Below are 25,569 nucleotides of genomic sequence, written 5' to 3'. Positions count from 1 at the left end.
GCCGGGGCTGGCAGGCGGTTAGCGAATCAATATTCGACTTTCCACATATAGCGGCGGGTGGTCAGCGGGTGGTTGCGGGCGGTGGCCAGCGCCAGGTTGTAAACATCCAGTACGCAGTTGTGCAGCAGGCCGCAGAAATATTCGCGCACGCTGGCGTGCAGTGTGTCGATTCCCACCTTTTCCACGTCAATAATCTGCAGTTTTCCCTGGTAACGTTCGATAAAGCGGATCGCGCGGTCATCCAGCGGGCGTGTGCGGCCGCTGCTTTTTAATAAAATAAACGGCGTTCCCGCTTCGGTAATCTCAAAGGGACCGTGGAAATACTCGCCGCTATGGATGCTCGCGGAGTTAATCCACTGCATCTCCAGCAGAATACAGATGGATTCCTGATGCGCGGCGCCGAATGAGGGGCCGCTGCCCATCATGTAGATGACCTTTTCGCTCTTCCAGGCTTCGGCAAAATGGCGCGCATCCGCCTGAACCTGCTGCTGAGCGCCGCGTACCACGGATTCAAAACTGGCAAAGGCGCTGACCATCTCATCGTAATGGGCGTATCCCTCAGTTTGCGCAAGCACTTCCAGCGCCAGCCACAGGCTGTATGCCGCTTTTTGCTGCGTCGGATCGACGGTTTCGGGATAGCGCGCCCAGCAGTATTCAATAGTGTAATCGCTGTGTTCGCACAGCGGCGTGCCGGGGGTATATACCAGTCCAATAGTGGCGGCGCCTTTCTGACGCGCGATGCGGGCGGCTTCCACCGTTTCAGCGGTGTTGCCCTGCTGCGAGGCGAGGATCACTACGCTGTTTTTACCTAACGCGTTCGGCGTCGCGTGGACAAATTCATTACTGGTAACATAGCCGACAGCCAGCTTTTTAGCTTCACAATCGAGAAAATATTTCCCCGGCCAGAAACCGGTTAATGAACCACCGCAGCCAACAAACCATACGCGCTCAATGTGCTGCTTAGATAAAATATCGCGAATAATAGTATGTGCGTTTTTATGAGCTATAGACATATTGGTCTCCTTGAGATGTAACGGGTCCTCCGCTGAATAGCGGATAACTTTTACTATGCGTCAATTAATTGGGTTGTTTACTTTTCATTTTCTGGTGGAACTGCGGATCCTTCGGTATCGCGGGATCGATGCCCTTCACTGGTGGCAGTCGGGCACAAACCATTTGTAACGGAATGATATATTCAAAGACCGCAAAGTCGGGATCGTTAATAAATGCGAAGGGCATATTTTTGCCGTTATTTTCGACTTGTGGACCAATGCGATAAATATGCTGAGTCCAGCCGCCAAGTATTTCCGCCAGGCGATCCTGACGCTCATCGGGAAACGGATCGAGCATGATCAGGGTAGAGCGCTCGTCGAAGGCGTTATAGATCCCGTGGATGAACTCCTCAAATTCGTAACCGGCAACCGGACAGCGTAGCGTTTCAAGCATCTTTAGCGCACCTTCCTGAACGGTGCCAAACAGCCTTGCCGGACCGGTCAGGCGAATGTCCGCGCTGTCGATAAGCGGTCGGGCATGGTTGAGAACCCACGCCTGCGAGGCCTCAATGAGCGTCGGCAAATGATTAAACGTGGTATCCATGCGGATGAGTAGCGCTTTGCGCTCCTCATCGCTCAGGCGCCGCTGGCGACTGGCGACAGCAAGCGCCAGCAGCATCAGATTAAGTATGGTGCAGTGATACCCTTTGGTTTTAGCGCCAGCCCGCTCTTCTCCACAGGGTACTGTTAAGACCAAATCTGCCGCCCGGTCGATAACGGCTGGCGCTTCCCCGGCCATGGAAGCGGTGAGATGCCCGGCTGCCCGGGCGCGTTCCATTGCGGCGAGGGTAGAGAGGCTGCCGCCTCCCTGAGAAATGCCGATGACCAGCGCTTTGTCGCTGAGGGTCAGCGCCGAATCATCCAGCAGAAAAGGCCAGTAGACATCAACGGGTAGCCCGCACCACTGCTGCATAAACGAGCGGGCGGTCAGCGCGCCGTGATAAGAGGTACCGGAGCCGGTCAGGATAATACGCGTGATGCCGCGCTCCGTTAGCGCTTTCGCCGCCTGCCAGAGATCTTCCCGCGTCTGCGTCAGCATAGCGAGCAAACGGGCGGGTGTTTCATTCATATAGTCTTCTACGTGCATGGGTGATATTCCTCTTCTTAAAGCAGGCCTAGCGCGCTGGCCGCCATGCCAAACGCGACGGTTCCTAGCAGGATCCAGTTAATATTGACTCCCTTACGGATCAACTTGTACATCCCGAGGGTGAAAAGCAGCGGCAGCAGCGAAGGAAGAATTTTGTCAATAAACTCCTGCGCCTTCATGGTGGTCTGCCCGGCGGTAAAGCTGAGCGGGGTGGTGATATCTATCATGCTGGCGGTCATCGCGCCGACGACCATGAGGCCAACAATTGATGCGATATAGGTCACCCGGTCCATAAGGCCGCTTTGGTAAATTCTCATCAGCCAGGTCGTACCCGCCCGGTAGCCGAGCTTCAGGCCATACCAGCGGCACAAAAGATGCGGCAGGTTATAAACTAACAGCGCCAGTATCGGTCCCAGCAGGCTGCCCTGCTGGGCGAAATAGATACCCATCCCGGCGGCGATAACCTTTAATGATCCCCAGAAAATGGAGTCGCCGATGCCCGCCAGCGGTCCCATCAGGCTGGTTTTAATCGCGTTTATCGACTCCTCATTAAATTCGGGGTTACGCTGGTTCTCTTCTTCCATGGCAATCGACAGGCCGAAGATAAAGGTCGAGAGATGGGGCGTGGTGTTAAACAGCACCAGATGACGCTGCAGGGCGCGCCCCAGCTCCGTTGGGTCCTGATAGATACGCTTCAGGGCTGGTGACATGGCAAAGGCGTAGCCCATATGCTGCTGGCGCTCGTAGTTCCACGAGCCCTGTAGCGTAAAGGAGCGCCAGAACACGCTGCGTAAATCGCGGGCGGTGATGCGGCTTGCGTCATCGCTTTGCGGCTGGTTAGCGCCAGTCACAGTTTGCGTCATTTCGCTCATGATTAGCTCTCCTGCTGCTTAAGATTAAGGAACTGGCTGATGATAAATGCCAACACCACAGCGAATAGCGCAATGGCGATGATATCCAGTTTGGTATATGCCGCTATCAGAAATCCCAGACCGAGATACGGCATCAGTTTGCTGCTGAGCATCATGCTGATCAGCAGGGCGAAGCCGAGCGCTGGCAGGATCTTACTGGCGACGATCAATCCGTTGGTTATCACCGGTGGAATGGCCTCCAGGAACCAGCTTACCGCCGAAGAACCAAGCAGAATGGCAAAAAAAACCGGTAGAAATCCGTTTAAAAAATAGAGTAGCGTCGGACCGGCGAGGTGCATCAGGCCGACCATTCGGGTATTACCCTGTGCCGCATAGCGATCCGCCAGATGACCAAAGCGGGCGTTCACCACGCGCACCAGGATGCCCAGCGTCTGCGCCAGCATTGAGACAGGGATGGCGATGGTGAGCGCAGCCTCCGGACCGCGGCCGGACATGATCGAAAACGCGGTGGCCAATACGGAGCCGGTCACGATATCTGGCGGGTGCGCGGCGCCGATGGCGACGTTGCCGAGGAAAATAAGCTCCAGCGTAGCGCCAATCAGAATCCCCTCATGCAAATTACCGCAGACCAGACCGGTGAGGGCGCACATCACCAGCGGTCGATCGATCATTGATACCCCAAGCAGGCGGCCATCAAGTATCCCCAGAGCGGCGATCAGGCCGAGTAACGTTGCGGTGAGCAACATAGTGACCTCCGAAGTTAAAGTTGGTCGTTAAGGAGTTCAGCCGAGTGGGCGGGTACCTGACGCATCTCCAGCCGAATGCCTTTTTCTTTTAGCGCTCTGCTATGGGCGATTTCCTCGTCGGTCAGATAGATGGCCTTGCCGAATTGTCTTGCCCCTTCCTTCTGTGGCAGACCACCGTAATTAATTGCGCTAATTTCCGGGATTTTTTCCACTAGCGCGAGGGTTTCCGCAGTATTGCCAAGGACCACCATGACTTTTTTATGATCCAACTTGCCGCTGTTAAGCTTTTCCGCCGCTTGTTCAACGGTGGCGATGTCCAGCGTGACGCCCGCTGGCTTTGCCAGGTTAAGCGACATCGTAATGAAGGCATCCGCCGCGGCTTTGGCGTTGGCGACGATGATATGGTCGATATCCAGCGCTCGGGTCCAGGCAAAAACCACCTGGCCGTGCAGCAGCCGATAATCAATGCGCACGAGTTTAATCATGAGATTCTCCCTGTGGGTCAGAGGATGGTTGTGTTATTAGAGGATTGATGAAAACAATGGATTCACGCGCCGCGCTGGTGGCGTAGATAATCGCGGCCTCGGTAGTGGCTTCTTCGCACAGCAGAAACTCCAGCAGCAGAGTCAGATTGATGCCGGCGACCACGAAAACGTTGCGATGTCGCATCAAGACGCTCACGGCGCTATTGTTAATACTGCCGCCAAGCAGGTCGGTGAAGATCACCACTTCATCACCATTCGCCTGGACGATGAGATGCTCCAGGGTTTGCTCCAGCTGTTCGGTGGTCACGATATCTTCGTCATAGGCGCAGACCGGGATAACGCCGTGTTCATCGCCAATCAGCAGCGACAAACTGTTCACCAGTCCGCGAGCAAAATGGCCGTGGCTGGCCACATAGATATGTTTCACCCGGTTTCTCCTTCATCCAGATAGCGGTATCTGTTAAGAGCAAAGGGCGTGCCAGAAATAAAAAATATTATTTATCAATTAATTAAACCAGCTGGTTCACACTAAAGGCGTTATTCCTGGCACAAGCGGGCTCATTAGCGCCAGAAACCTGGCACAAACGGCAGAAAAAGAGGGGAAAGAGTGGGGGAAGAAAGTCCCGGGCGAGACGCTGCTGCGCCATGGCCCGGGCGTTCCCGGCAGAAGGGAATTAAATCTCGGTAATGGTCGTCGACTGCGGCAGACGCGACTTCGGCAGGGTAGCGTTGAAATCCTCCACGCTATGGTGGCCAACCGGGACCACCACCAGGCTGGTGTAGCCCTTGGCTTTCAGGTCAAACTCCTCATCGAGGATCGCAAAATCAACCCCTTCGATCGGCACGGCGTCGAGGCCCATCGCCGCTACGCCCAGCAGGAAATTGCCGACGTTGAGATACACCTGCTTCGCCATCCACTGATCGTCATCTTTCAGCTCTTTGCGGTGCATATCGGCAAAGAAGGTGCGACCCTTGTGGTTAGCGGCTTTTGCGTCAGGAGTGGCGAAACGGCCATCGGCCTCTTCCTGATCCACGACGCGCTGCAGCCAGGCGTCGTCCATCGCGGTTTTCGCGCAGAACACCACCACGTGCGAGGCGTCAAGAATTTTACGTTCGTTGAACACGTAGGTACCGCTGGCGGCTTTCGCCACGCGGGCTTTGCCTTCATCGGTGCTGGCAACGATAAAGTGCCACGGCTGGGAGTTGGTGCTTGACGGGCTGTACTGCAGCAGCGTTTTCAGCTGTTCCGCTTCCCCGGCAGTCAGCTTTTTCGTGGCGTCAAAGGCCTTGGTGGAATAGCGCTTCAAAGCGACCGATACGATATCCATAACTCTTCCTCACAGTTTACAGCACCTTACCGGTGCGTTCAGGAGAGGAAGAGTACAGCGAAGATCGCAAAATGATAAGGGTGAAAAATGCGATAACACTTATCGCGTTTGGCTGAAAATCAGCGCGGACGCAGGCGCTGCTGCGCCTTTTTGCTCAGCTTGTTCACCACCTGGTGCCACGAATCGTCAATCAGCTCGGCCAGCAGATCCTCGCTGATGTCGTCGCCCGGCACCACCGTGATCCAGTGTTTCTTGTTCATATGGTAGCCGGGTTCGATACTGCGATAAATTTCCTGATTGAGCAGCGACTTCTGCGGCTCGGCCTTCAGGTTGACCAGCGCCCGCCCGCGAATGGTCATGGTGATCATAAAGATGCGGCCGTCGACCTTAAACACATCGTACTCCGGCCCAAAGGGCCAGCAGTGTTCGGTAAACGGGTAGGTCAGGGCGATACGGTGAGCGCAGGGATGCAGTGTTTCCGGCGTCATTAGGCGTCCGCCTCATGCAGGGCGTTCCACATGGCTTCAAAACCGAGGGCGATAATCTCCCGGGCGCGCTGCGGATCGTGGCTGGCGAATTCGATGGTGGTTTCCGCCAGCGACAAAAACAGGGCGTCGCCAAAGGCGCGATACGCCTCGCTGAGGAATATCTCTTTCACCGACAGCTGGCACATTTCGTTGAGCTCCGGAAAGCTCTCTTTCACCTGGCGGCGGGTTTCGTCAGTGATGCGCTCGCTGAGCGCCATACGGCGGATCGCCTTGTGCTCCATCGGGTTGCGCACGCCCCAGTCGATATAGCTGTTCCAGATATTGCGCGCATTCTCTTTCGGGCGCTTCTCGTCCGGATCCAGCCCGGCGATCATGGTGCGCACCAGGCGCAGCTTAATGGCGAGGTACAGTTCGTTGAGCAACTCATCCTTGGTAGCGAAATAGCGAAACAGCGTCCCCTCGGCCACACCGGCGCTGCGGGCGATGGCCGACGTCGAGGCGGCGATGCCGGACTGGGCGAAAGCCGCGGTGGCAGCTTCCAGTAACGCTTGCTTTTTATCTTCACTCTTTGGACGAGCCACTACTTTTTTCCTCATGCAGGTTTAAACAAACCGCCGATCTTTGCACGTCTGACCTGGTTGCTGCAACGGCGGAACGCAAAAATTGAAAATCGTCTTGACGACTTTCATCACATTCCTAATAATGAGTGCGTACTCACTCATAATCAAGTTATATCATAAAGCCTCCGGGATGGGGGCTTTTGTCTGGTCAGGATATGAACCGTGTCACTTTCAGCGTGGTCGCCATCATGTTACTCGCAGTAGCAACGACATTGCCGTTTGTCCTCAATGCCGGTTTTGGTAAGGCGCCGCAGGGGGCACAGCTTAGCCAGGTGGAAGCGTCCCCCCACTACCGGGATGGCCAGTTCCATAACCAGCTGCCCACGCCGGGGTTCACCGGGCAAAAAAATATGCTGGCGGCATGGTGGGATTTCCTGATGACTAAACGGGAAAACGCCCGTCCCGCGCAGCCGCTGCCGCTGGTGAAGACCGATCTGGCGACGCTGCCCCTCGGGCAGGACGTGATGGTCTGGCTCGGCCACTCCTCCTGGTATCTGCAGCTGGCGGGAAAACGCATCCTGATCGACCCGGTGTTCAGCGATTACGCGGCGCCGTTCTCCTTTATTAATAAAGCTTTTCCCGGCGACTATCCGTGGCGGGCGGAAGGGATGCCGGAGATCGATCTGCTGATCATCTCCCACGATCATTACGACCATCTGGATTACGCCACCATCCGCGCTCTGCTGCCGAAAATTAAGCGGGTCATTACGCCGCTGGGGGTTGGCTCGCACCTGCGTTACTGGGGGATGGACGGGGCGCTGATTACCGAAGCGGACTGGCAGCAGGCGATTCCGGTTAACGACGAGCTCACCGTCCACGTCCTGCCGGCGCGGCACTTTTCCGGCCGTGGGCTGAAGCGCAACCAGACGCTGTGGGCCAGTTTTCTGTTCGTTACCCCGCAGCAAAAGATTTATTACAGCGGCGACAGCGGCTATGGGCCGCACTTTAAAGCGATAGGCGATGAATTTGGTCCGGTCGATCTGGCGATCATGGAGAACGGGCAGTATGACCAGGACTGGAAATATATTCACATGATGCCGGATGAAACAGCTCAGGCCGCCGACGACCTGCGCGCTCGCGCGGTGCTGCCTGGGCATGCAGGACGATTCGTTTTGGCGAAACACAGCTGGGATGAACCGTATCAACGGCTGGCGGCTGCCAGCGAAGGAAGGGCCTGGCGTCTGCTGACGCCTGTGCAGGGCGAGCCGGTGTGGGTCGCCGATAAGACGCAATCATTTAACGCCTGGTGGCGCTAAGCGCCAGTGCAGTATCAGAGGAGAGAGCATATGACGATTTCCGCTCAGGTGATTGATACTATCGTCGAGTGGATTGATGACAACCTGCATCAACCGCTGCGTATTGATGATATCGCTCGCCATGCCGGGTATTCGAAATGGCATCTGCAACGGCTGTTTTTACAGTATAAAGGGGAGAGCCTGGGGCGCTATATTCGCGAAAGGAAGCTGCTGCTGGCCGCCCGCGATCTGCGTGACACCGATCAGCGGGTCTACGATATCTGCCTGAAGTATGGCTTCGATTCGCAACAGACCTTTACCCGCGTCTTCACCCGGACCTTCAATCTGCCGCCGGGCGCCTACCGTAAAGAGAACCACAGTCGCGCCCACTGAGGCGCGCCCTTCCTGGTTTAGCGTTCGAGCGAAAACCAGCGACGCCACACCCAGCGCAGCACCAGATACTCAATGGCGCCCAGTGCTAAGAACCACAAACAAAACAACACCGTATAAAGCTGGTTGAGATCCATCATATGGAATGTCTCAACCAGCTTTTGCGCCAGCGTCAGGCCCAGCGACGGCGCGGGCAACAGCAGACAGGAGAGCAGAGCCAGGAGCAGGATCCCGGCGGCGGAGAGGAGCGTTTCCAGCGGATGTTTCATGTCATGTTAATCATCAGTTAAAAAACATATTGTCCGGCAAAATAATCCCTAACGCAATATGCTTTGTATTTTACTCGCCTTAATGCGCTTCTGTTTAATATTATGGCCTGCCTTTTATTCCCATGTTAATTAATCTGAAATAATTTGTAATTAAATTAAAATCAGTCTCCTGTAAATTACTGTCATTATTATGCCAGCGCTTTTACAAAACTATAAGTGCTATATCCCACCAGCGTGGCAGCGATGATGGCCAGCAGGATGTACAGCGCCAGACGGCGTCCGCGGTAGATTCCAAACATATTTAACCTCGTTTAGTTTTGGTTTATTAATATTCTGTAATAGTTGGCTCGTGGAATTAACTTACCACATATTTTTTATTTTGCGAAAAATTTAGGCTTGTATTGGTTCACATTTTTATCGGCTTTTTCGCCACCTTTTACTGCATTGGCCAGGAATGATTTCAGGCTTTCCGACTCACGGAATTTATAAGGAAAATGTAATTTGACCAAGATGAATAACCCAAAGTTTACGACGCCCTCGGGCGACACCGCGCCACGGCAGGTCTGGCAGCAGACCGTTGACGCAGTGCTGGCGCAGACCAAAAGCCAGGCCGCTGGGTTAAGTTCCGCAGACGCCGCCGAGCGCCTGAATAGCTGTGGGCCGAACGCGCTGCCGGAAAAGAAAGGGAAACCGGCCTGGCTGCGCTTTCTTGCCCACTTTAACGACGTACTGATTTACGTGCTGCTGGCCGCCGCGGCGCTGACTGCCATCATGGGTCACTGGGTCGATACCCTGGTGATCCTCGGCGTGACGGTGATTAACGCCCTGATCGGCCATATCCAGGAGAGCAACGCCGAAAAGTCCCTGCAGGGGATCCGCAACATGCTCTCCAGCGATGCCCGCGTCCAGCGTAACGGCAAACATGAGACTATCCCGACGCGCGACCTGGTTCCGGGGGATATCGTTATCCTGCGCGCCGGCGACCGCGTGCCGGCGGACATGCGGCTAATTGAAACGCACAACCTGCGGGTGGAAGAGGCGATCCTCACCGGCGAGTCGACGGTGGTGGATAAAATCACCGACGCGCTGGAAGGCGACCTGCCGCTGGGCGACCGGGTGAACATGGTCTTCTCCGGGACCACCGTCAGCGCCGGCGGCGGCGTCGGCGTGGTGACCGCCACCGGCGCGCAGACCGAACTCGGCCACATTAACCAGATGATGGCGGGCATTGAGAAGCACCGCACCCCGCTGCTGGTGCAGATGGATAAGCTCGGCAAAGCGATTTTCGTCATTATCCTCGCCATGATGGTGGCGCTGTTTATCTTCAGCCTCGCGCTGCGGGATATCCCGATGGGCGAGCTGCTGCTGTCGCTGATTAGCCTGGCGGTGGCCGCGGTACCGGAAGGACTGCCGGCGATCATCTCAATTATTCTGTCGCTCGGCGTGCAGACGATGGCGCGCAAGCGGGCGATTATCCGTAAGCTGCCGACCGTGGAAACCCTCGGCGCCATGACCGTGGTCTGCTCGGATAAAACCGGCACCCTGACGATGAACGAAATGACCGTCAAGGCGATCATCACCGCCGACTGCTGCTACCGGGTGGAAGGCGACAGCTATGAGCCGCAGGGGCGGATCTTCCTTGAGGGGAGCGATGAGCCCGTGCAGGTTCAGCCGGGTACCGTGCTGGAGACCTGGCTGCGCACCATCGACCTGTGCAACGACAGCCAGCTTATCCAGGATGAGCGCGGCCTGTGGGGGATCACCGGCGGGCCAACCGAAGGGGCGCTGAAGGTGCTGGCGGCGAAAGCGCAGCTCCCGGCGGTGGAGGCCCGTCTGGTGGCCAAGATCCCCTTTGACTCGCAGTACAAATATATGTCCACGCTGCAGCACATCGATGGCGATGCCCGGGTGTTAATCACCGGTGCGCCGGACGTCATCTTCGGCATGTGCCGTGAGCAGATGAGCCGCCAGGGCGCGGTGCCGTTCGAGGCGCAGTACTGGGAAGAGGAGATGGCGCGCTTCGCCCGTCAGGGGCTGCGCATGGTGGCGGCGGCCTGTAAGCCGGCCAGCCTTGATGCCACCACGTTGAACCATGAGGATCTGCAGGAGGGACTGATTTTCCTCGGCATCGCCGGAATGATGGATCCGCCGCGTCCGGAAGCTATTGACGCTATCCACGCCTGCCAGACCGCCGGCATCCGCGTGAAGATGATCACCGGCGACCACCCGCAGACGGCGATGAGCATCGGCCAGATGCTGGGGATCACCAACAGCAGCCAGGCCATGACCGGCTACCAGCTGGAGCACATGGACGATGCGGCGCTGGCGAAGGCGGCGGTGGAGTACGACATCTTTGCCCGCACCAGCCCCGAGCATAAGCTGCGCCTGGTGAAAGCCCTGCAGGATAACGGCGAAGTGGTCGGCATGACCGGCGACGGCGTCAACGACGCGCCGGCGCTGCGCCAGGCCGACGTGGGTATCGCGATGGGTATCAAAGGTACCGAAGTCACCAAAGAGGCGGCTGACATGGTGTTGACCGATGATAACTTCGCCACCATCGCCAGCTCGGTAAAAGAGGGCCGTCGGGTCTATGACAACCTGAAGAAGACCATCCTCTTCATCATGCCGACCAACCTGGCGCAGGGGCTGCTGATCATCATCGCCCTGCTGGCGGGGAACATGATTCCGCTGACCCCGGTGCTGATCCTGTGGATGAACATGGCGACGTCGGCGACGCTCTCCTTCGGCCTGGCCTTTGAGGCCGCGGAGCGCAACGTGATGAACCGCCCGCCGCGTAAAACCGGCCAGCACGTGATGGATGGTTTCGCCGTGTGGCGGGTGGCTTTTGTCGGGTCTATGATTGCTATTGCCGCCTTTATCCTTGAGGCCTGGCTGGCGCCGCGCGGCCACAGTCCGGAGTTTATCCGCACCGTGCTGCTGCAGATGCTGGTGACGGCGCAGTGGGTCTACATGATCAACTGCCGCAGCAGCGACAGCTTCTCCCTGAGCATGGGCCTGCTGCGCAACAAAGGCATCTGGCTGGTGACCGGTGTCCTGCTGCTGATGCAGCTGGTGATTATCTATGTCCCGCTGATGCAGAACATGTTTGGCACGGAAGCGCTGCCGCTGCGCTACTGGTTTGTCACCCTGGTCATCGGCATCGCCATGTTCCTGGTGGTGGAAATCGAGAAGCGTCTGACGCGCCGGTTCCGCAAAACGGCCTGATCGATCTCGCGCGCCTCGCCGCAGGCGCGCGTTACTGTCGCAAGGATCCCCTATGATTAAAACCTTCCGCTTTGCGCTGCTGGCTAGCGCCCTGGCCAGCAGCGCCCTGACGGCCACCGCCGCGCCGGCGGTGCCGGTCCGCGTCGCCACAGCCGAACTGGCTCCTCATGCTGAAGAACGCGCCATCCCCGGACGGGTCGAGGCAATCCGCGCCGTCGACATTCGCGCGCGCACCGAAGGGGTGATTGTTCAGCGCCACTTCCAGGACGGGCAGTATGTGACCGAGGGCGACCTGCTGTTTACCCTCGACGACGCACAGCCCCGCGCGGCGCTGGCCCTGGCGCAGGCCGAGCTGAAAAGCGCAGAGGCCTCATTACGCCAGTCGCAACAGCTGCTCACTCGCTACGAGCGACTCATCAACAACCACTCCATCAGCCGCAACGACGTCGACACAGCCCGGATGCAGCGCGACGTCGCCGCCGCCGCTGTGCAGCAGGCGAAAGCCCGCGTCGAGGCCCAGCAGATTGTGCTCAGTTATACCCGGATTGCGGCGCCGGTGACCGGACGGGTGGGCCACAGCGCCTTTCACGTCGGGACGCTGATTAACCCATCCAGCGGAGTGCTGGTGGACATTGTGCAGCTGGATCCGGTGCGGGTCTCGTTCGCCCTCGACGAAGCCGCGTTTTTCAGCAAAACCGGCCAGCATGCCGACATCCACGCTCTGAAGCAGGCGTGGCTGGCGCAGATTGACGTGGATGGCAAACGGCGCGATGGGGTGTTGACCTCCATCGATAACCGGATTGATGCCCGCACCGGCAGCGTGGCGGTGCGGGCTGAGTTCGCCAATCCGCAGCACCGTCTGCTGCCGGGGGGCAGCGTAACAATCCTGTTCCGTCCGCAGGAGCTGCAGTCACGGGTGATGATCCCGGCCGCCGCCGTGCAGCAGGATCCGCAGGGCTTTTTCAGCTGGGTGCTGAAGCCGGACCATACCGCCGGGCAGCGTCGTCTGACCCTCGCCGGGCAGCAGGGGCAGCAGTTTGCGGTTGAGAAAGGGCTGCAGGCGGGCGAGCAGGTGATCACCGACGGCGCGCAGCGTTTACGCGAAGGCGCCGCGGTACAGGTGCTGAACTAAGTAAGGAGAAGGGATGCTGACCTTTTTTATCCGTCGTCCGCGATTTGCCATGGTGATCGCGCTGCTGCTGACCTTTGTCGGCGCGGTGTCGCTGAAGCTGATCCCGGTGGAGCAGTACCCGGCGATCACGCCTCCGGTGGTGAACGTTACCGCCAGCTGGCCAGGCGCCAGCGCGTCAGACGTGGCGGAGGCTATCGCCGCCCCGCTGGAGACCCAGCTCAACGGCGTCGATCATATGCTGTATATGGAGTCCACCAGCTCGGATGAGGGAACGTACCGTCTGAGTATTACCTTCGCGGCGGGCACCGACGCCGACCTGGCGGCGATCGACGTGCAAAACCGGGTGTCGCAGGCGCTGGCTCAGCTCCCGGCGGAGGTGCAGCAGAATGGGGTCCAGGTACGCAAGCGCGCCAGCAACCTGCTGATGGGGGTGAGCCTCTACTCGCCGCTGGGCACGCTGTCGCCGCTGTTTGTCAGTAACTACGCCAGCACCCAGGTGCGCGAGGCGCTGGCGCGCCTGCCCGGCGTCGGCGAGGTGCAGATGTTTGGCGCCCGGGATTACAGTATGCGCATCTGGCTGCGTCCGGACCGCATGAACGCCCTCAACATCACCACGGATGACGTTGCCCAGGCGCTGCGCGAGCAGAATGTGCAGGGCGCGGCGGGGCAGGTGGGCACCCCGCCGGTATTCAACGGTCAGCAGCAGACGCTGACCATCAACGGGCTGGGGCGTCTGAACGAGGCGGCCAGCTTTGGCGAGATTATCCTCCGTCGCGGCGCGCAGGGACAGCTGGTGCGCCTCACCGACGTGGCGACCATCGAGCTGGGCGCCCGCAGCTACAGCTCCGGCGCGCAGCTCAACGGTAAAGCGTCGGCCTATCTGGGTATCTACCCGACGCCCACCGCCAATGCCCTGCAGGTCGCCAGCGCAGTGCGCGCTGAGCTTAACCGCCTGCACACCCGCTTTCCGGCGGATCTCACCTGGGAGGTGAAGTTCGATACCACCCGCTTTGTGGCGGCGACGATCAAAGAGATCGGCGTCTCGCTGGCGCTGACCCTGCTGGCGGTGGTCGTGGTGGTGTCGCTGTTCCTGCAGAGCTGGCGGGCGACGCTGATCGTAGTGCTGGCAATCCCGGTGTCACTGATCGGCACCTTTGCGGTGCTCTATCTGCTGGGCTACAGCGCCAACACCCTCAGCCTGTTCGCGATCATTCTCGCCCTGACGATGGTGGTGGATGACGCCATTGTGGTGGTGGAGAATGTGGAAACCAAAATGGCGGAAGGGCTGGATCGCCTGCAGGCCACCGCCCAGGCGCTGCGGCAGATCGCCGGGCCGGTGATCGCTACGACCCTGGTGCTGCTGGCGGTGTTTGTGCCGGTGGCGCTGCTCCCGGGGATCGTCGGCGAGCTGTACCGGCAGTTTGCCGTGACGCTCTCCACCGCGGTGGCCCTGTCGAGCCTGGTGGCGTTAACCCTAACCCCAGCCCTCTGCGCGCTACTGCTGCGCCCGCGTCCCGCCCGGCCGGCGGCGGTGTGGCGGGCGTTTAACCGTCTCCTCGACGGCACCCGCGACGGCTATGGCCGGCTGGTTGGCTGGATGAACCGCCGCCCCTGGCTGGCGCTGGCGGCGACGGTCGCGGCGGGCGCGCTGGTGGCGTTCAGCTTTAGCTCAATGCCGAAAGGCTTCCTGCCGCAGGAGGATCAGGGCTACCTGTTTGCCAGCGTGCAGCTGCCGGAAGCGGCGTCGCTGGAGCGTACCGAAGCGGTGATGGCCCAGGCGCGCAAGCTGCTGATGGCTAACCCGGCGGTGGAGGATGTGATTCAGGTGTCCGGCTTCAACATTCTCAACGGCACCAGCGCCGCTAACGGCGGGTTTATCTCGGTAATGCTCAAGGACTGGCATCAGCGGCCGCCGCTGGATGCGGTGATGGCGGATATCCAGCGCCAGCTGCTGTCGCTGCCGGAGGCGACGATCATGACCTTCGCGCCGCCGACCCTGCCGGGCCTGGGCAATGCCTCGGGATTTGACCTGCGCATCCTGGCGCAGGCCGGTCAGTCGTCGGCGGAGCTGGAGCAGGTGACGCAGGAGATCCTTCAACTGGCGAACCAGCATCCGCAGCTGAGCCGGGTGTTTACCACCTGGAGCAGCAACGTGCCGCAGCTGACCCTGACGGTCGACCGCGATCGGGCGGCGCTGCTGGATGTGCCGGTGGCGCAGATCTTCAGCAGCCTGCAGACGGCGTTCGGCGGCACGCGCGCCGGTGATTTCAGCCTTAACAACCGTGTCTATCATGTGGTGATGCAAAATGAGATGCAGTGGCGCGAGCGGGCTGAGCAGATTAGCGAGCTGTACGTCCGCAGCCGCGACGGCGAGCGGGTGCGGCTGAGCAATCTGGTCACCATTACGCCGACGGTGGGGGCGCCGTTTATTCAGCAGTACAACCAGTTCCCGTCCGTGTCGGTGAGCGGTTCAGCGGCCGAGGGGGTCAGCAGCCGTACGGCGATGGCGGCTATGGAGCAGATTCTGCAGGCCCATCTGCCGCCGGGGTATGACTACGCCTGGAGCGGCATCTCCTGGCAGGAGCAGCAGACCGGCAATCAGGCGGTGTGGATCGTGCTGGCGGCGGTGGCGATGGCGTGGCTGTTCCTGGTGGCGCAGTATGAGAGCTGGACGCTGCCGGCGAGCGTCATGCTTTCGGTGCTGTTCGCCATCGGCGGAGCGCTGCTCTGGCTGTGGACGGCGGGCTATGCCAACGATGTGTATGTCCAGATAGGACTGGTGCTGCTGATCGCCCTGGCGGCGAAGAATGCGATTCTGATCGTTGAGTTTGCCCGCAGCCGGCGCGAAGAGGGATTGTCGATAGTCGACGCCGCGCGCGAGGGCGCCACCCGCCGCTTCCGCGCGGTGATGATGACCGCGGTGTCGTTTATTATCGGCATCATGCCGATGATGCTCGCCACCGGCGCCGGGGCGCAGAGCCGGCGGATCATCGGCACCACGGTGTTCAGCGGAATGCTGGTGGCGACGATGGTTGGCATCCTGTTTATTCCTTCGCTGTATGTTCTGTTTCAGCGTATGCGCGAGTGGGCGCATCGGCGGGGGTAAGCGCGGCGTTACCGGTCGGTAACGGGGATACTCCAGGCTGCAACGACTACCGGGCGGTCCCCTCTCCCTTAGGGAGAGGGAGAGGGGGAGGGTGAGGGGGGGTTTTGCGTTCACGTTGCGTTTGGGCGTGAGCCCCGCCTTATCTGCCGACCTCCGGTTCGCCGATTTCAGCGGGAATCGGCCCTGCTGCACGCCCGTAGATTTCAGGGGCCATATCATAGCGAACAGACTCTGTAGGCCCGGTAAGCGCAGCGCCACCGGGCAAGGACATCGGGCACGGCGGCAATACCTTGCCCGGCCTGCCGTTAATTTATTCACTCTCCTGGCTGGAATGGCCGCCCCCAAACGCGCCCGCTATTTCCTCTCCACCGTTATCATGGTCACGAACGGATGATATTGCCACGGCACGCTGCCGCCTTTGCGGTACATCTTCGACAGGGTGCCGTCGAGATAAAGCATCTGCCGCACCCCAAGCTTTGACTGCGCATAGCAGGCAAAATCATAGAAGTTGGTCTCGCGATCGCTGAGCATAAACACCACCCGGCCTTGCTTATCGATGCCAACCCCGTTGCGCAGTTTGCGCGAGCTGGCGGAGGGCTTCAGCCGCCAGTTGATGACGCCATTCTCAATCAGCATCGGGCCGGACTGCACCGCATAGCGGATGGCGGGAGAGCGTTTGTACGCCGGCAGCGGCACGATTTTTGCCCGGCCGTTCTCCACCAGGAATACGCCGCCGGGGCGGATAAAGAAGTTCCCGCCGCCGGCGGAGCGGTTTACCGGCGTCAGGCGTTTGCCGTCTTCGATATACAGCCCCAGCGGCGCGTAGGCCTTATCGTAAATGCCGCCGTTCATCGCCATCTGCACCCGGCCATCGCCATCGATACCCGCCAGCAGCGAACGCAGGGAACCCCAGGCTTTACCGTGCCGATCCAGCCAGTACATTGCAATGCGCTCTCTCTGCGCATCCACCCGATAGCTCTGCAGGGTTAGCGTCGGGTCGGTGAGGGTACAGGCGGCGCTGGCGACGGCGGCCAGGGGCAGCAGCGCCAGGGGGAGCAGGCAGCGTAATAACATGGGCAATCCTTTCTATGGTCTGCGCCGAGTATACCCGCCTCGCTGTCTTATGCCGCCCAAATCTCACAGTGTTTTTGCACCAGCCCGGAAAGCGAACCGCCGTTGGCGATAAACTCGCGCATCTGCTGCGCCTCGCTGTACGGCGATTTCGCCTGGCGAACCACCGCCTCCAGCGCCGCCGTCGCCTTCAGCTGATGGGCGAAAGGTGCCAGCCGGTCGGCGAGCTGCAGGATCTCCTGGCGGATGCTGCGCTGCTCCCCGCTGCGCACGTCGGTAAGGGTCCCGTCCAGCCCGTAGCGGCAGGCCTGATAGCGGTTAAAAGGATACAGCAGATAATCGTCAGGCTGGTGCTTAAAAGGACGCTCCGTCAACAGCCAGCAGGCCAGGGTCTGAATAAAGCCGGCGATATGGATCGCCTGGGCGAGGGTCAGGGGGGTGTCCATCACCCGCACCTCGACGGTACCAAACTGCGGGCTGGGGCGAATATCCCAGTGCAGATCTTTCATGCTGTCGATCATGCTGGTGTAGCTCAGCTGGCGGAACAGGCGACGAAACCCCTGCCAGTCGGCCACCCACGGCATCGGACCGTTGTCGGGATAAGAGGAGAAGCGGTTGAGGCGCGAACAGGCGAAGCGGCTGTCGGTGCTGTCGAACCACGGCGAGGCGGCGTTGAGGGCGATGAAGTGCGGCACAAAGCGCGACAAGCCGTGCAGCAGATAGATGGCGTCGTCGCCGCTCTGGCAGCCGACGTGCACATGCTGGCCAAAGACCGTCGCCTGTTGCGCCAGATAGCCAAAATGCTCGACGGTTTTGACATAGCGCGGATTGTCGCTGATCTGCTGACGCTGCCAGGCATGAAAGGGGTGGGAACCCCCGCCGCAGATCTGCAGATGATGATGCAGCGCCGCGCGCTGGACCGCCTGCTGGATGGCGCTGAGCTGGATTTGCGCATGGCTGATGTCGCGGCACACCCCGGTGGCGATCTCCAGCATGCTCTCGGTGATATCGTGCTTGGCTTCTCCCACGGTCAGCTCATGCTGGACGTCGGCAATCAGCGTCGAGGCATCCTGGCTGAGGTCGTAACCCGGCGGGTTCACCACCTGCAGCTCCAGTTCGATACCGAGGGTAAAAGGATCGGAGCGGTGAAAATCGGCTAAAGGCATAGTCTCTCCCGGTCGATGTGTTCCCTGAAGTATAGAAGGGATTGATCCCGACGGAGAATACGCCGCGGCGGAGGACGGGGATGAATAAAAAAGTGACGCAGAGTGATTATTTGAAATTTGCCATATAGCGGCTGGTGCAATTCTGCAACATATTTCCCGCTGGCGGTGCGACGGAATAAGGTGCAATTATTTTCCCATAATTATCATGGTGATAATATAAGTCCTTCTTATTTTACCGGTCGGTTTTGGCCTATTATCGCCCGCGTAAGAGCTGGTACGCATTTTGCCTGTTAATCCGTGACACTTTATTTAACAGGGATCATGTGATGCACAAAAAGACGTTATTTTCGCGTGCCGGTCGTCTCGCCGTGGCGGTGAGCGGCGCACTGGCCCTGGCGGGCGCCGCCTTACCTGCCAACGCCTCCACGCTGCGGATCGCCATGACCGCCGCGGATATTCCGTTAACCCTCGGCCAGCCGGATCAGGGCTATGAGGGCAACCGCTTTACCGGCATCCCGCTGTACGACGCGCTGGTGGAGTGGGATCTGTCGCAAGGTGAAAAGCCCAGCGGTCTGGTGCCGGGGCTGGCGACCGAGTGGCACATCGATCCGCAGAACACCAGCCGCTGGATTTTCACCTTGCGTCCGGGCGTCAGGTTCCATGATGGGACGGAGGTGAACGCCGACGCCATCGTCTGGAACGTGGATAAGGTGCTGAATAAAGCAGCGCCGCAGTACGCCCCGGGGCAGATCGGCAACACCCTGTCGCGGATGCCGACCCTCACCGGCGCGGAGAAAATTGACGACCACACCGTGGCGCTGACCACCTCGGAACCGGACGCGCTGCTGCCGTACAACATCACCAACCTGTTTATTGTCTCGCCCACGGCGTGGCAGAAGCAGTATGACGCGGTGCCGGCCAGCGCGGGGGATAGCGCCGCGCGCAGCAAACAGGCATGGACCGCCTTCGCCGCCCATGCGGTGGGCAGCGGCCCGTTCAAACTGGAGAAGCTGGTGCCGCGGCAGCAGCTGATCCTCGCGAAAAACCCCGACTACTGGAACAAAGATCGCATTCCCCGGGTGGATAAGGTGGTGCTGATCCCTTTGCCGGAGGCCAACGCCCGCACCGCGGCGCTGCTGTCGAAGCAGGTGGACTGGATTGAAGCCCCGGCGCCGGACGCCATCGATCAGATCAAGTCTCAGGGTTTTCACCTTTACGCCAACACCCAGCCGCACCTGTGGCCCTGGCAGTTCTCCTTTGAAAAAGGATCGCCGTGGCAGGACATTCGGGTGCGCAAAGCGGCCAACCTGTGTCTGAACCGCGCCGAGCTGAAGAGCTACCTCGGCGGCTACATGACCGAGGCCACCGGGGTCTACGAGGCCGACAGCCCGTGGCATGGCAAACCCACCTTCCAGATCAAATATGACCCGGACGCCGCCCGTCAGCTGATGACCGAGGCTGGATACAGCGCCGGCAAGCCGCTGCACGTCACGGTGGCCACCTCGGCCTCCGGCTCCGGGCAGATGCAGCCTTTGCCGATGAACGAGTATATCCAGCAGAGCCTGAAGAGCTGCTTCTTCAATGTGGATATTAAAGTGGTGGAATGGAACACCCTGTTCACCAACTGGCGCCTGGGCGCCCGGGATCCCTCGGCAAAAGGGATCGACGCGATCAACGTCAGCGCCGCGGTCAACGATCCCTATTTTGGCCTGATCCGCTTCTCGACCGCCAAAGCGTTTCCGCCGGTGGCGACCAACTGGGGCTACTTCGCCACCCCAGAGACGGAAAAACTCGCCGCCGCCGTCAAGCACGCCTTTACCCCGGAAGCGATGAATAAAGCCGCCGGCGATCTGCACGCCGCGCTGGTGGATCAGGTGCCGTTCCTGTTTGTCGCCCACGACGTCGGGCCGCGCGCGATTTCGCCCGCGGTGACCGGAGTGGTGCAACCGCAGAGCTGGTTTATCGACCTCAGCCTGGTGAGCAAAAAAGAGTAATCGCGAAAGGGGCAACCGATGATCAATACGCTGCTATACCGCATTCTGCTGGCTATCCCCACCATGCTTGGGGTGGCGGTGATCTGTTTCATGCTGGTGCAGATCGCGCCGGGCGACCCGCTGGTGTCGGTGATGCCGCCGGACGCCTCGGAGGCGCTACGCCAGACGCTGATGCAGGCCTACGGCTTTGATAAGCCGCTGCCTCTGCAGTTTATCCACTGGCTGTGGCGGGCACTGCACGGCGACCTCGGTATGTCGGTCGCCACCGGCCGCCCGGTGATAGACGAGGTGATGACCGCAGTGGCTTACTCCCTGCGCCTGGCGCTGCTGGCGACGGCGATCGGCTTCGTCCTCGGCAGCCTGTTTGGCTTTGTCGCCGGCTATTTTCGCAACAGCGTCATTGACCGTCTGGCCTCGGTGTTGTCGGTGTTTGGCGTCAGCGTGCCGCATTACTGGCTGGGGATGCTGTTGGTGATCCTCTGCAGCGTCAAGTTCGCGCTGCTGCCGGCCACCGGCGGCGGGCCGATAGGCGAGGTGGGCTGGCAATGGGACTGGGCGCACCTGCAGTTCATGCTGCTGCCGGCCATCACGCTGTCGGTGATCCCGACCGGGATTATCGCCCGCACCGTGCGCTCGCAGGTAGCCGATATCCTCAGCCAGGAGTTTATCGTTGGCCTGCGCGCCCGCGGCCTTAACGAATCGCGCATCTTTGTCCACGTCATGAAAAATGCCGCGCCAACCGCGCTGGCGGTGATGGGGCTGCAGGTGGGCTATCTGATGGGCGGCTCGATCCTCGTGGAGACCGTCTTCTCCTGGCCGGGGACCGGGCTGCTGCTCAACACCGCCATCTTTCAGCGCGACTTGCCCCTGCTGCAGGGCACTATCTGGGTGCTGGCGCTGTTTTTCGTGTTGCTCAACCTGTTGGTGGATATTCTGCAGGCCACCCTCGACCCGCGCATTAAGAGGAGCTGACCATGGTGGATACGGCAACGACGAAAGCGGTCCCGGCCGCGCCGGCCAACGCTTCCCGGCAAGGTTACTGGCGCGGCGTGCTGCGCCGCTTACTGCGCGATCCCGGCGGCGTGGTGGTGGGGGTAGTGATCCTGCTGCTGCTGGCCCTGGCGCTGTTAGGGCCATGGCTTATCGTCAAAGACCCCTATCAAACGTCAATGTTCCTGCGCCTGAAGCCCATCGGCAGCGACGGCTTCCCGCTGGGCTCTGATGAGCTGGGGCGCGACATGCTGTCGCGACTGATTCTCGGCACCCGGCTGTCGCTGTTTATGGGGATTGTCCCGGTGGTGTTCGCCTTTTTTATCGGCGGCGCCATCGGGATCATCGCCGGCTACATGGGCGGCAAAATCAATACCGTGATTATGCGCACCGTGGATGTGTTCTATGCCTTTCCCTCGGTCCTGCTGGCGATTGCGCTGTCGGGGGCGCTGGGGGCGGGCATCGGCAATGCGCTGCTGTCGCTGACCCTGGTGTTTGTCCCGCAGGTGGCGCGGATTGCCGAGAGCGTGACCGCCCAGGTACGGCATATGGACTATATCGACGCCGCCCGGGCCACCGGCGCCAGCGCATTGACCATTATCCGCGTCCAGGTGCTGGGTAACGTGCTCGGGCCGATCTTCGTCTTCTCCACCGGGCTGATTTCGGTGTGCATGATCCTCGCCTCCGGCCTGTCGTTTCTCGGCCTCGGCGTGCGGCCGCCGGAGCCCGAGTGGGGGCTGATGCTCAATACCCTGCGCACGGCAATCTATACCCAGCCGTGGGTGGCCGCCCTGCCGGGCCTGATGATTTTTATCACCTCCATTTCGTTCAATATCCTCGCGGACCGCCTGCGTGCGGCAATGGCGATTAAGGAGTAAGCGATGCAACCCTTTATCAATATCGATCTCGGCGGGCCGGCGCAGCCGCTGCTGAAGGTCAATCACCTGCTGAAGTACTTCCGCGGCGGCAAAGGCCGGGAGGTGGTCCAGGCGGTGGACGATATCAGCTTCACGGTGATGAAAGGTGAAACCCTGGGGGTGGTCGGCGAGTCGGGCTGCGGCAAATCGACCACCGCCCGACTGCTGATGCAGCTGCTCACCCAGGACAGCGGCGAACTGATCTTCGACGGCCTGGAGGTTGGCTCGTCGCGTCTGCCCATGAAAGCCTACCGTCGCCAGGTGCAGATGGTTTTCCAGGATAGCTATGCCTCGCTCAATCCGCGCATGACCATGGAGGAGAGCATCGCCTTCGGCCAGCGCGTCCACGGCGTCAGCGCCAGAGAGGCCAGCGAATACGCCCGCTATCTGCTGGCGCACGTCGGCCTTGAACCGGCGCGCTTTGCCGACCGCTACCCGCATGCGCTCTCCGGCGGCCAGCGGCAGCGGGTGAATATCGCCCGCGCGCTGGCGATGAAGCCGCGGCTGGTCATTCTTGATGAGGCGGTGTCGGCACTGGATAAATCGGTGGAAGCCCAGGTGCTGCAGCTGCTGCAGGAGCTAAAACGCACCCTCGAGCTGACCTATGTGTTTATCAGCCACGATCTGCACGTGGTTCGCTGGCTGTCGGATCGGATCCTCGTTATGTACCTTGGCGAAGTGGTAGAGATCGGCCCGGCGGAGCAGCTGTTTACCGCCTCCGCCCACCCCTATACCCGGGCGCTGTTAAGCTCCATGCCCTCCATGGACCCGGAACACCGCACCCTGACCTCGCCGCTGAGCGGCGATCCCCCCAGCCCCATCGCGCCGCCGAGCGGCTGTCGCTTTCACACCCGCTGCCCGCATGCGAAGGCGGTCTGCGCCGAAGTGAAACCGCGGCTGGAGGCGGTCGGGGAGGGGCACCAGAGCGCCTGCCTGATGGCGCAGCCGGCCTCGCTCTGGCATCAGAGCATCCCCCTAAAGGAGGTCAGCCATGTCGGATAACGCCTTTGTCCATGTGCGCGACCTGCGGGTCGTCTTTCGCCGCGACGGGCAGACCATCAACGCGGTCAACGGGGTCTCCTTTGACGTACAAAAGGGGGAGGTGATGGCGCTGATTGGCGAGTCGGGTTCCGGCAAGAGCGTGACCCTGCGGGCGCTGATGCGCCTGCACCCGCCGGGGAGCAGTGAGCTCTCCGGCACCCTGCGGGTGGGTGACGACGCGGTGCTGACGATGAGCGCCAGCCAGCTGCGGCGCTACCGCGGCGGGCGCTGCGCGATGATTTTTCAGGAACCGCTACTGGCCTTCGACCCGGTCTACACCGTTGGGCAGCAGATTATTGAAGGGCTGCGTCGCCACGAAGGGCTGTCGCGCCAGGCGGCCCGGGACAGGGCACTGGAGGCCCTGCGCCAGGTGCGCATTCCCAGCCCCGAGCGGCGGCTGGACGCTTACCCGCACGAGATGTCCGGCGGGATGCGCCAGCGGGCGATGATCGCCCTCGCGCTCTCCTGTAACCCGCAGCTGCTGCTGGCGGATGAGCCGACCACCGCCCTCGACGCCACGGTGCAAATCCAGATCCTGATCCTGCTGCGCGAGCAGCAAAAGCAGCGCGGGCTGTCGATCGTGTTTGTGACCCACGACATCGGCGCCGCGGTGGAGATCGCCGACCGGGTGGCGGTGATGTACGCCGGGCGGATCGTCGAGGAGGCTTCTATGAGTGAGATCCTGCGCCACCCACGCCATCCTTATACCCGGGTGCTGCTGGGCAGCCGGCCGAAAGAGGGGCTTAAGAAAGGCGATGCCCTGCACTGCATTCCCGGCGCGCCGCCGGATCTGGCGCGCTTGCCGCCCGGCTGCGCCTTTGCCGAGCGCTGCCCGCACCGTCGCCCGGTCTGCGAGCAGAGCCTGCCGCCGACGGAATCCGTCGCGGAGCGCCACGCGGTGAGTTGCCACCGCTGGCGCGAGCTGGCGATTGACGCCAACGCGCAGGCCCTGGCCGTCTGACCGGCGGCAACACACCACGATGAAGACCAGGCGCTGATGCCTTTTTTCCCACCGCCGGTTGCGCTGGCGGCGACCTTGATGTCAGGAGACCACCATGAGCTGTGATGTACTTTTTACCCCCGCGACCGACACCACCGGCTGGCGCATCAATGGCGACCGCCTGTGGGCGTCGTTAATGGATCTCGCGCAGATCGGCGCCACGCCGAAGGGCGGCTGCCGCCGTCTGACCCTCACCGACCTCGACCGTCAGGGGCGGGACCGGGTGATTGGCTGGGCGCGGGAGGCCGGGATGAGCGTCACCATCGATAAAATCGGCAATGTGTTTATGCGTCGGGAAGGGCGCAACCCCAGCTTGCCGCCCATCGTCTCCGGCAGCCATATCGACACCCAGCCCACCGGCGGCAAATTTGACGGCAACTACGGCGTGCTGGCGGCGCTGGAGGTGGTGCGCACGCTCAACGATCTGCAGATTGCCACCGAGGCGCCGATTGAGGTGGTGTTCTGGACCAACGAAGAGGGGTCGCGCTTTGTGCCGGTGATGATGGGCTCCGGGGTCTTTGCCGGGGTCTTCCCGCTGGAGGAGACCTGGGCCGTCACGGATAAAGAGGGCGTCAGCGTCGGCGAGGCGCTGGCGCAGATCGGCTATATCGGCGAGCAGACCCCGGGAGAGCATCCCGTCGGCGCCTATTTTGAGGCGCACATTGAGCAGGGGCCGATTCTCGAAGATGAAGCGAAAACCATCGGTATCGTGCAGGGCGTGCTGGGGATCCGCTGGTACGACTGCGTGGTGACCGGTCAGGCGTCGCATGCCGGGCCCACGCCGATGCGCCTGCGTCAGGATGCCCTGCAGGTGGCGACCCGCATTATGCAGGAGGTGGTAGCCATTGCCGGACGCAGCGAAGAGGGACGCGGCACCGTCGGCAGCGTGCAGGTGTGGCCCAACAGCCGCAACGTGGTGCCCGGAGAGGTCACCTTCTCCATTGATATGCGCAATCTCAGCGATGCGCTGGTGGATGAAATGGATCGCCAGCTGCGGGCGTTTATCGCGGAGGTTGAGCGGGAAAGCGGTCTGCAGGTGGCCCTGAAGCAGGTGAGCCACTATTCGGCGGCGCCCTTCGATGGCGAATGCCAGCAGGCCATTGCCGATGCCGCGCAGCGGCTGGGCTACCCGGCGCGGCCGATCGTCTCCGGCGCCGGGCATGACGCAGTGTATATGAGCTACCTGGCGCCGACCGGGATGATTTTTATCCCCTGCAAGGATGGGATCAGCCATAACGAAATGGAGTATGCCTCGCCGGAGCACGTCGCCGCCGGCGCCAACGTGCTGCTGCAGGTGATGCTCCAGTACGCGCGGCCGCTGTAGGCGGTCGCCCTCCCCGGCGGGGCGACCTGTT

The 25,569-nt window shown here is 60.8% G+C and carries 23 protein-coding genes; 11 read left to right on the top strand and 12 right to left on the bottom strand.

From position 1 onward, the window contains the following. Positions 1–26: 26 nt before the first annotated feature. The 9 genes from ACLEXF_RS12625 to ACLEXF_RS12585 form a co-directional block, all read right to left on the bottom strand. Positions 27–1,013: an SIS domain-containing protein gene (locus ACLEXF_RS12625; RefSeq protein WP_004202478.1), complete on the bottom strand. Its 987-nt coding sequence runs from the start codon at positions 1,011–1,013 to the stop codon at positions 27–29. A gap of 64 nt (positions 1,014–1,077) precedes the next feature. Beyond that, positions 1,078–2,139, bottom strand: a complete 1,062-nt coding sequence (locus ACLEXF_RS12620; protein WP_004176977.1) for a glutamine--fructose-6-phosphate aminotransferase — start codon at positions 2,137–2,139, stop codon at positions 1,078–1,080. A 17-nt stretch (positions 2,140–2,156) separates the two neighbouring features. Then, on the bottom strand, positions 2,157–3,011 hold the full coding sequence (locus ACLEXF_RS12615; RefSeq protein WP_064188085.1) for a PTS system mannose/fructose/sorbose family transporter subunit IID: 855 nt from the start codon (positions 3,009–3,011) through the stop codon (positions 2,157–2,159). Between the two features lie 2 nt (positions 3,012–3,013). After that, positions 3,014–3,757 (bottom strand): PTS mannose/fructose/sorbose/N-acetylgalactosamine transporter subunit IIC, encoded by a 744-nt coding sequence (locus ACLEXF_RS12610; RefSeq protein ID WP_004183295.1) that lies wholly within the window; start codon positions 3,755–3,757, stop codon positions 3,014–3,016. Positions 3,758–3,771: 14 nt separating this feature from the next. Next, positions 3,772–4,242, bottom strand: a complete 471-nt coding sequence (locus ACLEXF_RS12605) for a PTS sugar transporter subunit IIB (RefSeq protein ID WP_004202482.1) — start codon at positions 4,240–4,242, stop codon at positions 3,772–3,774. Beyond that, positions 4,235–4,669, bottom strand: a complete 435-nt coding sequence (locus ACLEXF_RS12600; RefSeq protein WP_002893017.1) for a PTS sugar transporter subunit IIA — start codon at positions 4,667–4,669, stop codon at positions 4,235–4,237. The genes ACLEXF_RS12605 and ACLEXF_RS12600 overlap by 8 nt, the downstream gene beginning before the upstream one ends. 247 nt (positions 4,670–4,916) lie before the next feature. Continuing rightward, complete coding sequence (nfsB, locus tag ACLEXF_RS12595) at positions 4,917–5,570, bottom strand: oxygen-insensitive NAD(P)H nitroreductase (RefSeq protein WP_004202485.1); 654 nt, start codon at positions 5,568–5,570, stop codon at positions 4,917–4,919. A 119-nt stretch (positions 5,571–5,689) separates the two neighbouring features. Further along, the gene (locus ACLEXF_RS12590; protein WP_004202487.1) at positions 5,690–6,058 is read right to left on the bottom strand and encodes an MmcQ/YjbR family DNA-binding protein; all 369 of its coding nucleotides are present in this window, start codon (positions 6,056–6,058) and stop codon (positions 5,690–5,692) included. Continuing rightward, positions 6,058–6,639, bottom strand: a complete 582-nt coding sequence (locus tag ACLEXF_RS12585; RefSeq protein WP_017899014.1) for a TetR/AcrR family transcriptional regulator — start codon at positions 6,637–6,639, stop codon at positions 6,058–6,060. The genes ACLEXF_RS12590 and ACLEXF_RS12585 overlap by 1 nt, the downstream gene beginning before the upstream one ends. Positions 6,640–6,818: 179 nt before the next feature. On the opposite strand from ACLEXF_RS12585, the gene ACLEXF_RS12580 reads away from it, so the two are divergent. Both ACLEXF_RS12580 and ACLEXF_RS12575 read left to right on the top strand, forming a co-directional pair. Beyond that, on the top strand, positions 6,819–7,934 hold the full coding sequence (locus ACLEXF_RS12580) for an MBL fold metallo-hydrolase (protein ID WP_407259896.1): 1,116 nt from the start codon (positions 6,819–6,821) through the stop codon (positions 7,932–7,934). Between the two features lie 30 nt (positions 7,935–7,964). Beyond that, on the top strand, positions 7,965–8,306 hold the full coding sequence (locus ACLEXF_RS12575; protein WP_004202492.1) for a RamA family antibiotic efflux transcriptional regulator: 342 nt from the start codon (positions 7,965–7,967) through the stop codon (positions 8,304–8,306). A gap of 17 nt (positions 8,307–8,323) precedes the next feature. On the opposite strand, the gene ACLEXF_RS12570 is transcribed toward ACLEXF_RS12575, so the two are convergent. Then, positions 8,324–8,572, bottom strand: coding sequence for a DUF1158 domain-containing protein (locus ACLEXF_RS12570; RefSeq protein ID WP_002893037.1), 249 nt, complete (start codon positions 8,570–8,572; stop codon positions 8,324–8,326). Positions 8,573–9,073: 501 nt separating this feature from the next. Between ACLEXF_RS12570 and ACLEXF_RS12565 the strand changes: the two genes are divergently transcribed. Genes ACLEXF_RS12565 through ACLEXF_RS12555 form a run of 3 tightly spaced genes read left to right on the top strand, consistent with a single transcriptional unit; the run spans position 9,074 to position 16,035 of the window. Next, complete coding sequence (locus ACLEXF_RS12565; RefSeq protein WP_017899015.1) at positions 9,074–11,797, top strand: cation-transporting P-type ATPase; 2,724 nt, start codon at positions 9,074–9,076, stop codon at positions 11,795–11,797. 52 nt (positions 11,798–11,849) lie between these two features. Then, positions 11,850–12,929 carry an efflux RND transporter periplasmic adaptor subunit gene (locus ACLEXF_RS12560; RefSeq protein WP_004202498.1) on the top strand — a complete coding sequence of 360 codons (1,080 nt, stop codon included), beginning with the start codon at positions 11,850–11,852 and terminating at the stop codon, positions 12,927–12,929. A gap of 13 nt (positions 12,930–12,942) precedes the next feature. Continuing rightward, on the top strand, positions 12,943–16,035 hold the full coding sequence (locus tag ACLEXF_RS12555; protein WP_371331935.1) for an efflux RND transporter permease subunit: 3,093 nt from the start codon (positions 12,943–12,945) through the stop codon (positions 16,033–16,035). 354 nt (positions 16,036–16,389) lie between these two features. Here the strand turns inward: ACLEXF_RS12555 and ACLEXF_RS12550 are convergent, their stop codons facing one another. Together ACLEXF_RS12550 and ACLEXF_RS12545 are read right to left on the bottom strand one after the other, a co-directional pair. Beyond that, positions 16,390–17,109: a phosphodiester glycosidase family protein gene (locus ACLEXF_RS12550; RefSeq protein ID WP_064178045.1), complete on the bottom strand. Its 720-nt coding sequence runs from the start codon at positions 17,107–17,109 to the stop codon at positions 16,390–16,392. A 47-nt stretch (positions 17,110–17,156) separates the two neighbouring features. After that, a complete protein-coding gene (locus ACLEXF_RS12545; RefSeq protein ID WP_316938508.1) occupies positions 17,157–18,272 on the bottom strand; it encodes a YbdK family carboxylate-amine ligase in 1,116 nt (371 codons plus the stop codon). Positions 18,273–18,598: 326 nt separating this feature from the next. Between ACLEXF_RS12545 and ACLEXF_RS12540 the strand changes: the two genes are divergently transcribed. The 6 genes from ACLEXF_RS12540 (at position 18,599) to ACLEXF_RS12515 (ending at position 25,538) form a co-directional block, all read left to right on the top strand. Continuing rightward, complete coding sequence (locus ACLEXF_RS12540) at positions 18,599–20,266, top strand: ABC transporter substrate-binding protein (protein ID WP_048323285.1); 1,668 nt, start codon at positions 18,599–18,601, stop codon at positions 20,264–20,266. A gap of 18 nt (positions 20,267–20,284) precedes the next feature. Then, positions 20,285–21,238, top strand: coding sequence for an ABC transporter permease (locus tag ACLEXF_RS12535; protein WP_017899019.1), 954 nt, complete (start codon positions 20,285–20,287; stop codon positions 21,236–21,238). A gap of 2 nt (positions 21,239–21,240) precedes the next feature. Next, positions 21,241–22,134, top strand: coding sequence for an ABC transporter permease (locus tag ACLEXF_RS12530; protein ID WP_032455678.1), 894 nt, complete (start codon positions 21,241–21,243; stop codon positions 22,132–22,134). 3 nt (positions 22,135–22,137) lie between these two features. Further along, entirely contained in the window at positions 22,138–23,175 is a 1,038-nt protein-coding gene (locus ACLEXF_RS12525; RefSeq protein ID WP_017899021.1) for an ABC transporter ATP-binding protein, read from the top strand. Further along, on the top strand, positions 23,165–24,175 hold the full coding sequence (locus ACLEXF_RS12520) for an ABC transporter ATP-binding protein (protein WP_017899022.1): 1,011 nt from the start codon (positions 23,165–23,167) through the stop codon (positions 24,173–24,175). The genes ACLEXF_RS12525 and ACLEXF_RS12520 overlap by 11 nt, the downstream gene beginning before the upstream one ends. 94 nt (positions 24,176–24,269) lie before the next feature. Continuing rightward, positions 24,270–25,538: a Zn-dependent hydrolase gene (locus ACLEXF_RS12515; RefSeq protein WP_069135125.1), complete on the top strand. Its 1,269-nt coding sequence runs from the start codon at positions 24,270–24,272 to the stop codon at positions 25,536–25,538. Positions 25,539–25,569: the final 31 nt, after the last annotated feature.

It is taken from the genome of Klebsiella pneumoniae complex sp. WS1778, assembly GCF_049472055.1.
In the GTDB taxonomy this organism is placed as follows: Bacteria; Pseudomonadota; Gammaproteobacteria; order Enterobacterales; family Enterobacteriaceae; genus Klebsiella; species Klebsiella quasipneumoniae.
Note: the sequence above shows the minus strand (reverse complement) of the source record. Positions and strands in the feature narration are given on the sequence as shown.

Bases quoted from the DNA above. Each gene is read 5' to 3' on its own strand.
- ACLEXF_RS12625 (WP_004202478.1), bottom strand. From the start codon at position 1,013: ATGTCTATAGCTCATAAAAACGCACATACTATTATTCGCGATATTTTA.
- ACLEXF_RS12620 (WP_004176977.1), bottom strand. From the start codon at position 2,139: ATGCACGTAGAAGACTATATGAATGAAACACCCGCCCGTTTGCTCGCT.
- ACLEXF_RS12615 (WP_064188085.1), bottom strand. From the start codon at position 3,011: ATGAGCGAAATGACGCAAACTGTGACTGGCGCTAACCAGCCGCAAAGC.
- ACLEXF_RS12610 (WP_004183295.1), bottom strand. From the start codon at position 3,757: ATGTTGCTCACCGCAACGTTACTCGGCCTGATCGCCGCTCTGGGGATA.
- ACLEXF_RS12605 (WP_004202482.1), bottom strand. From the start codon at position 4,242: ATGATTAAACTCGTGCGCATTGATTATCGGCTGCTGCACGGCCAGGTG.
- nfsB (WP_004202485.1), bottom strand. From the start codon at position 5,570: ATGGATATCGTATCGGTCGCTTTGAAGCGCTATTCCACCAAGGCCTTT.
- ACLEXF_RS12590 (WP_004202487.1), bottom strand. From the start codon at position 6,058: ATGACGCCGGAAACACTGCATCCCTGCGCTCACCGTATCGCCCTGACC.
- ACLEXF_RS12575 (WP_004202492.1), top strand. From the start codon at position 7,965: ATGACGATTTCCGCTCAGGTGATTGATACTATCGTCGAGTGGATTGAT.
- ACLEXF_RS12570 (WP_002893037.1), bottom strand. From the start codon at position 8,572: ATGAAACATCCGCTGGAAACGCTCCTCTCCGCCGCCGGGATCCTGCTC.
- ACLEXF_RS12560 (WP_004202498.1), top strand. From the start codon at position 11,850: ATGATTAAAACCTTCCGCTTTGCGCTGCTGGCTAGCGCCCTGGCCAGC.
- ACLEXF_RS12555 (WP_371331935.1), top strand. From the start codon at position 12,943: ATGCTGACCTTTTTTATCCGTCGTCCGCGATTTGCCATGGTGATCGCG.
- ACLEXF_RS12550 (WP_064178045.1), bottom strand. From the start codon at position 17,109: ATGTTATTACGCTGCCTGCTCCCCCTGGCGCTGCTGCCCCTGGCCGCC.
- ACLEXF_RS12545 (WP_316938508.1), bottom strand. From the start codon at position 18,272: ATGCCTTTAGCCGATTTTCACCGCTCCGATCCTTTTACCCTCGGTATC.
- ACLEXF_RS12540 (WP_048323285.1), top strand. From the start codon at position 18,599: ATGCACAAAAAGACGTTATTTTCGCGTGCCGGTCGTCTCGCCGTGGCG.
- ACLEXF_RS12535 (WP_017899019.1), top strand. From the start codon at position 20,285: ATGATCAATACGCTGCTATACCGCATTCTGCTGGCTATCCCCACCATG.
- ACLEXF_RS12530 (WP_032455678.1), top strand. From the start codon at position 21,241: ATGGTGGATACGGCAACGACGAAAGCGGTCCCGGCCGCGCCGGCCAAC.
- ACLEXF_RS12525 (WP_017899021.1), top strand. From the start codon at position 22,138: ATGCAACCCTTTATCAATATCGATCTCGGCGGGCCGGCGCAGCCGCTG.
- ACLEXF_RS12520 (WP_017899022.1), top strand. From the start codon at position 23,165: ATGTCGGATAACGCCTTTGTCCATGTGCGCGACCTGCGGGTCGTCTTT.
- ACLEXF_RS12515 (WP_069135125.1), top strand. From the start codon at position 24,270: ATGAGCTGTGATGTACTTTTTACCCCCGCGACCGACACCACCGGCTGG.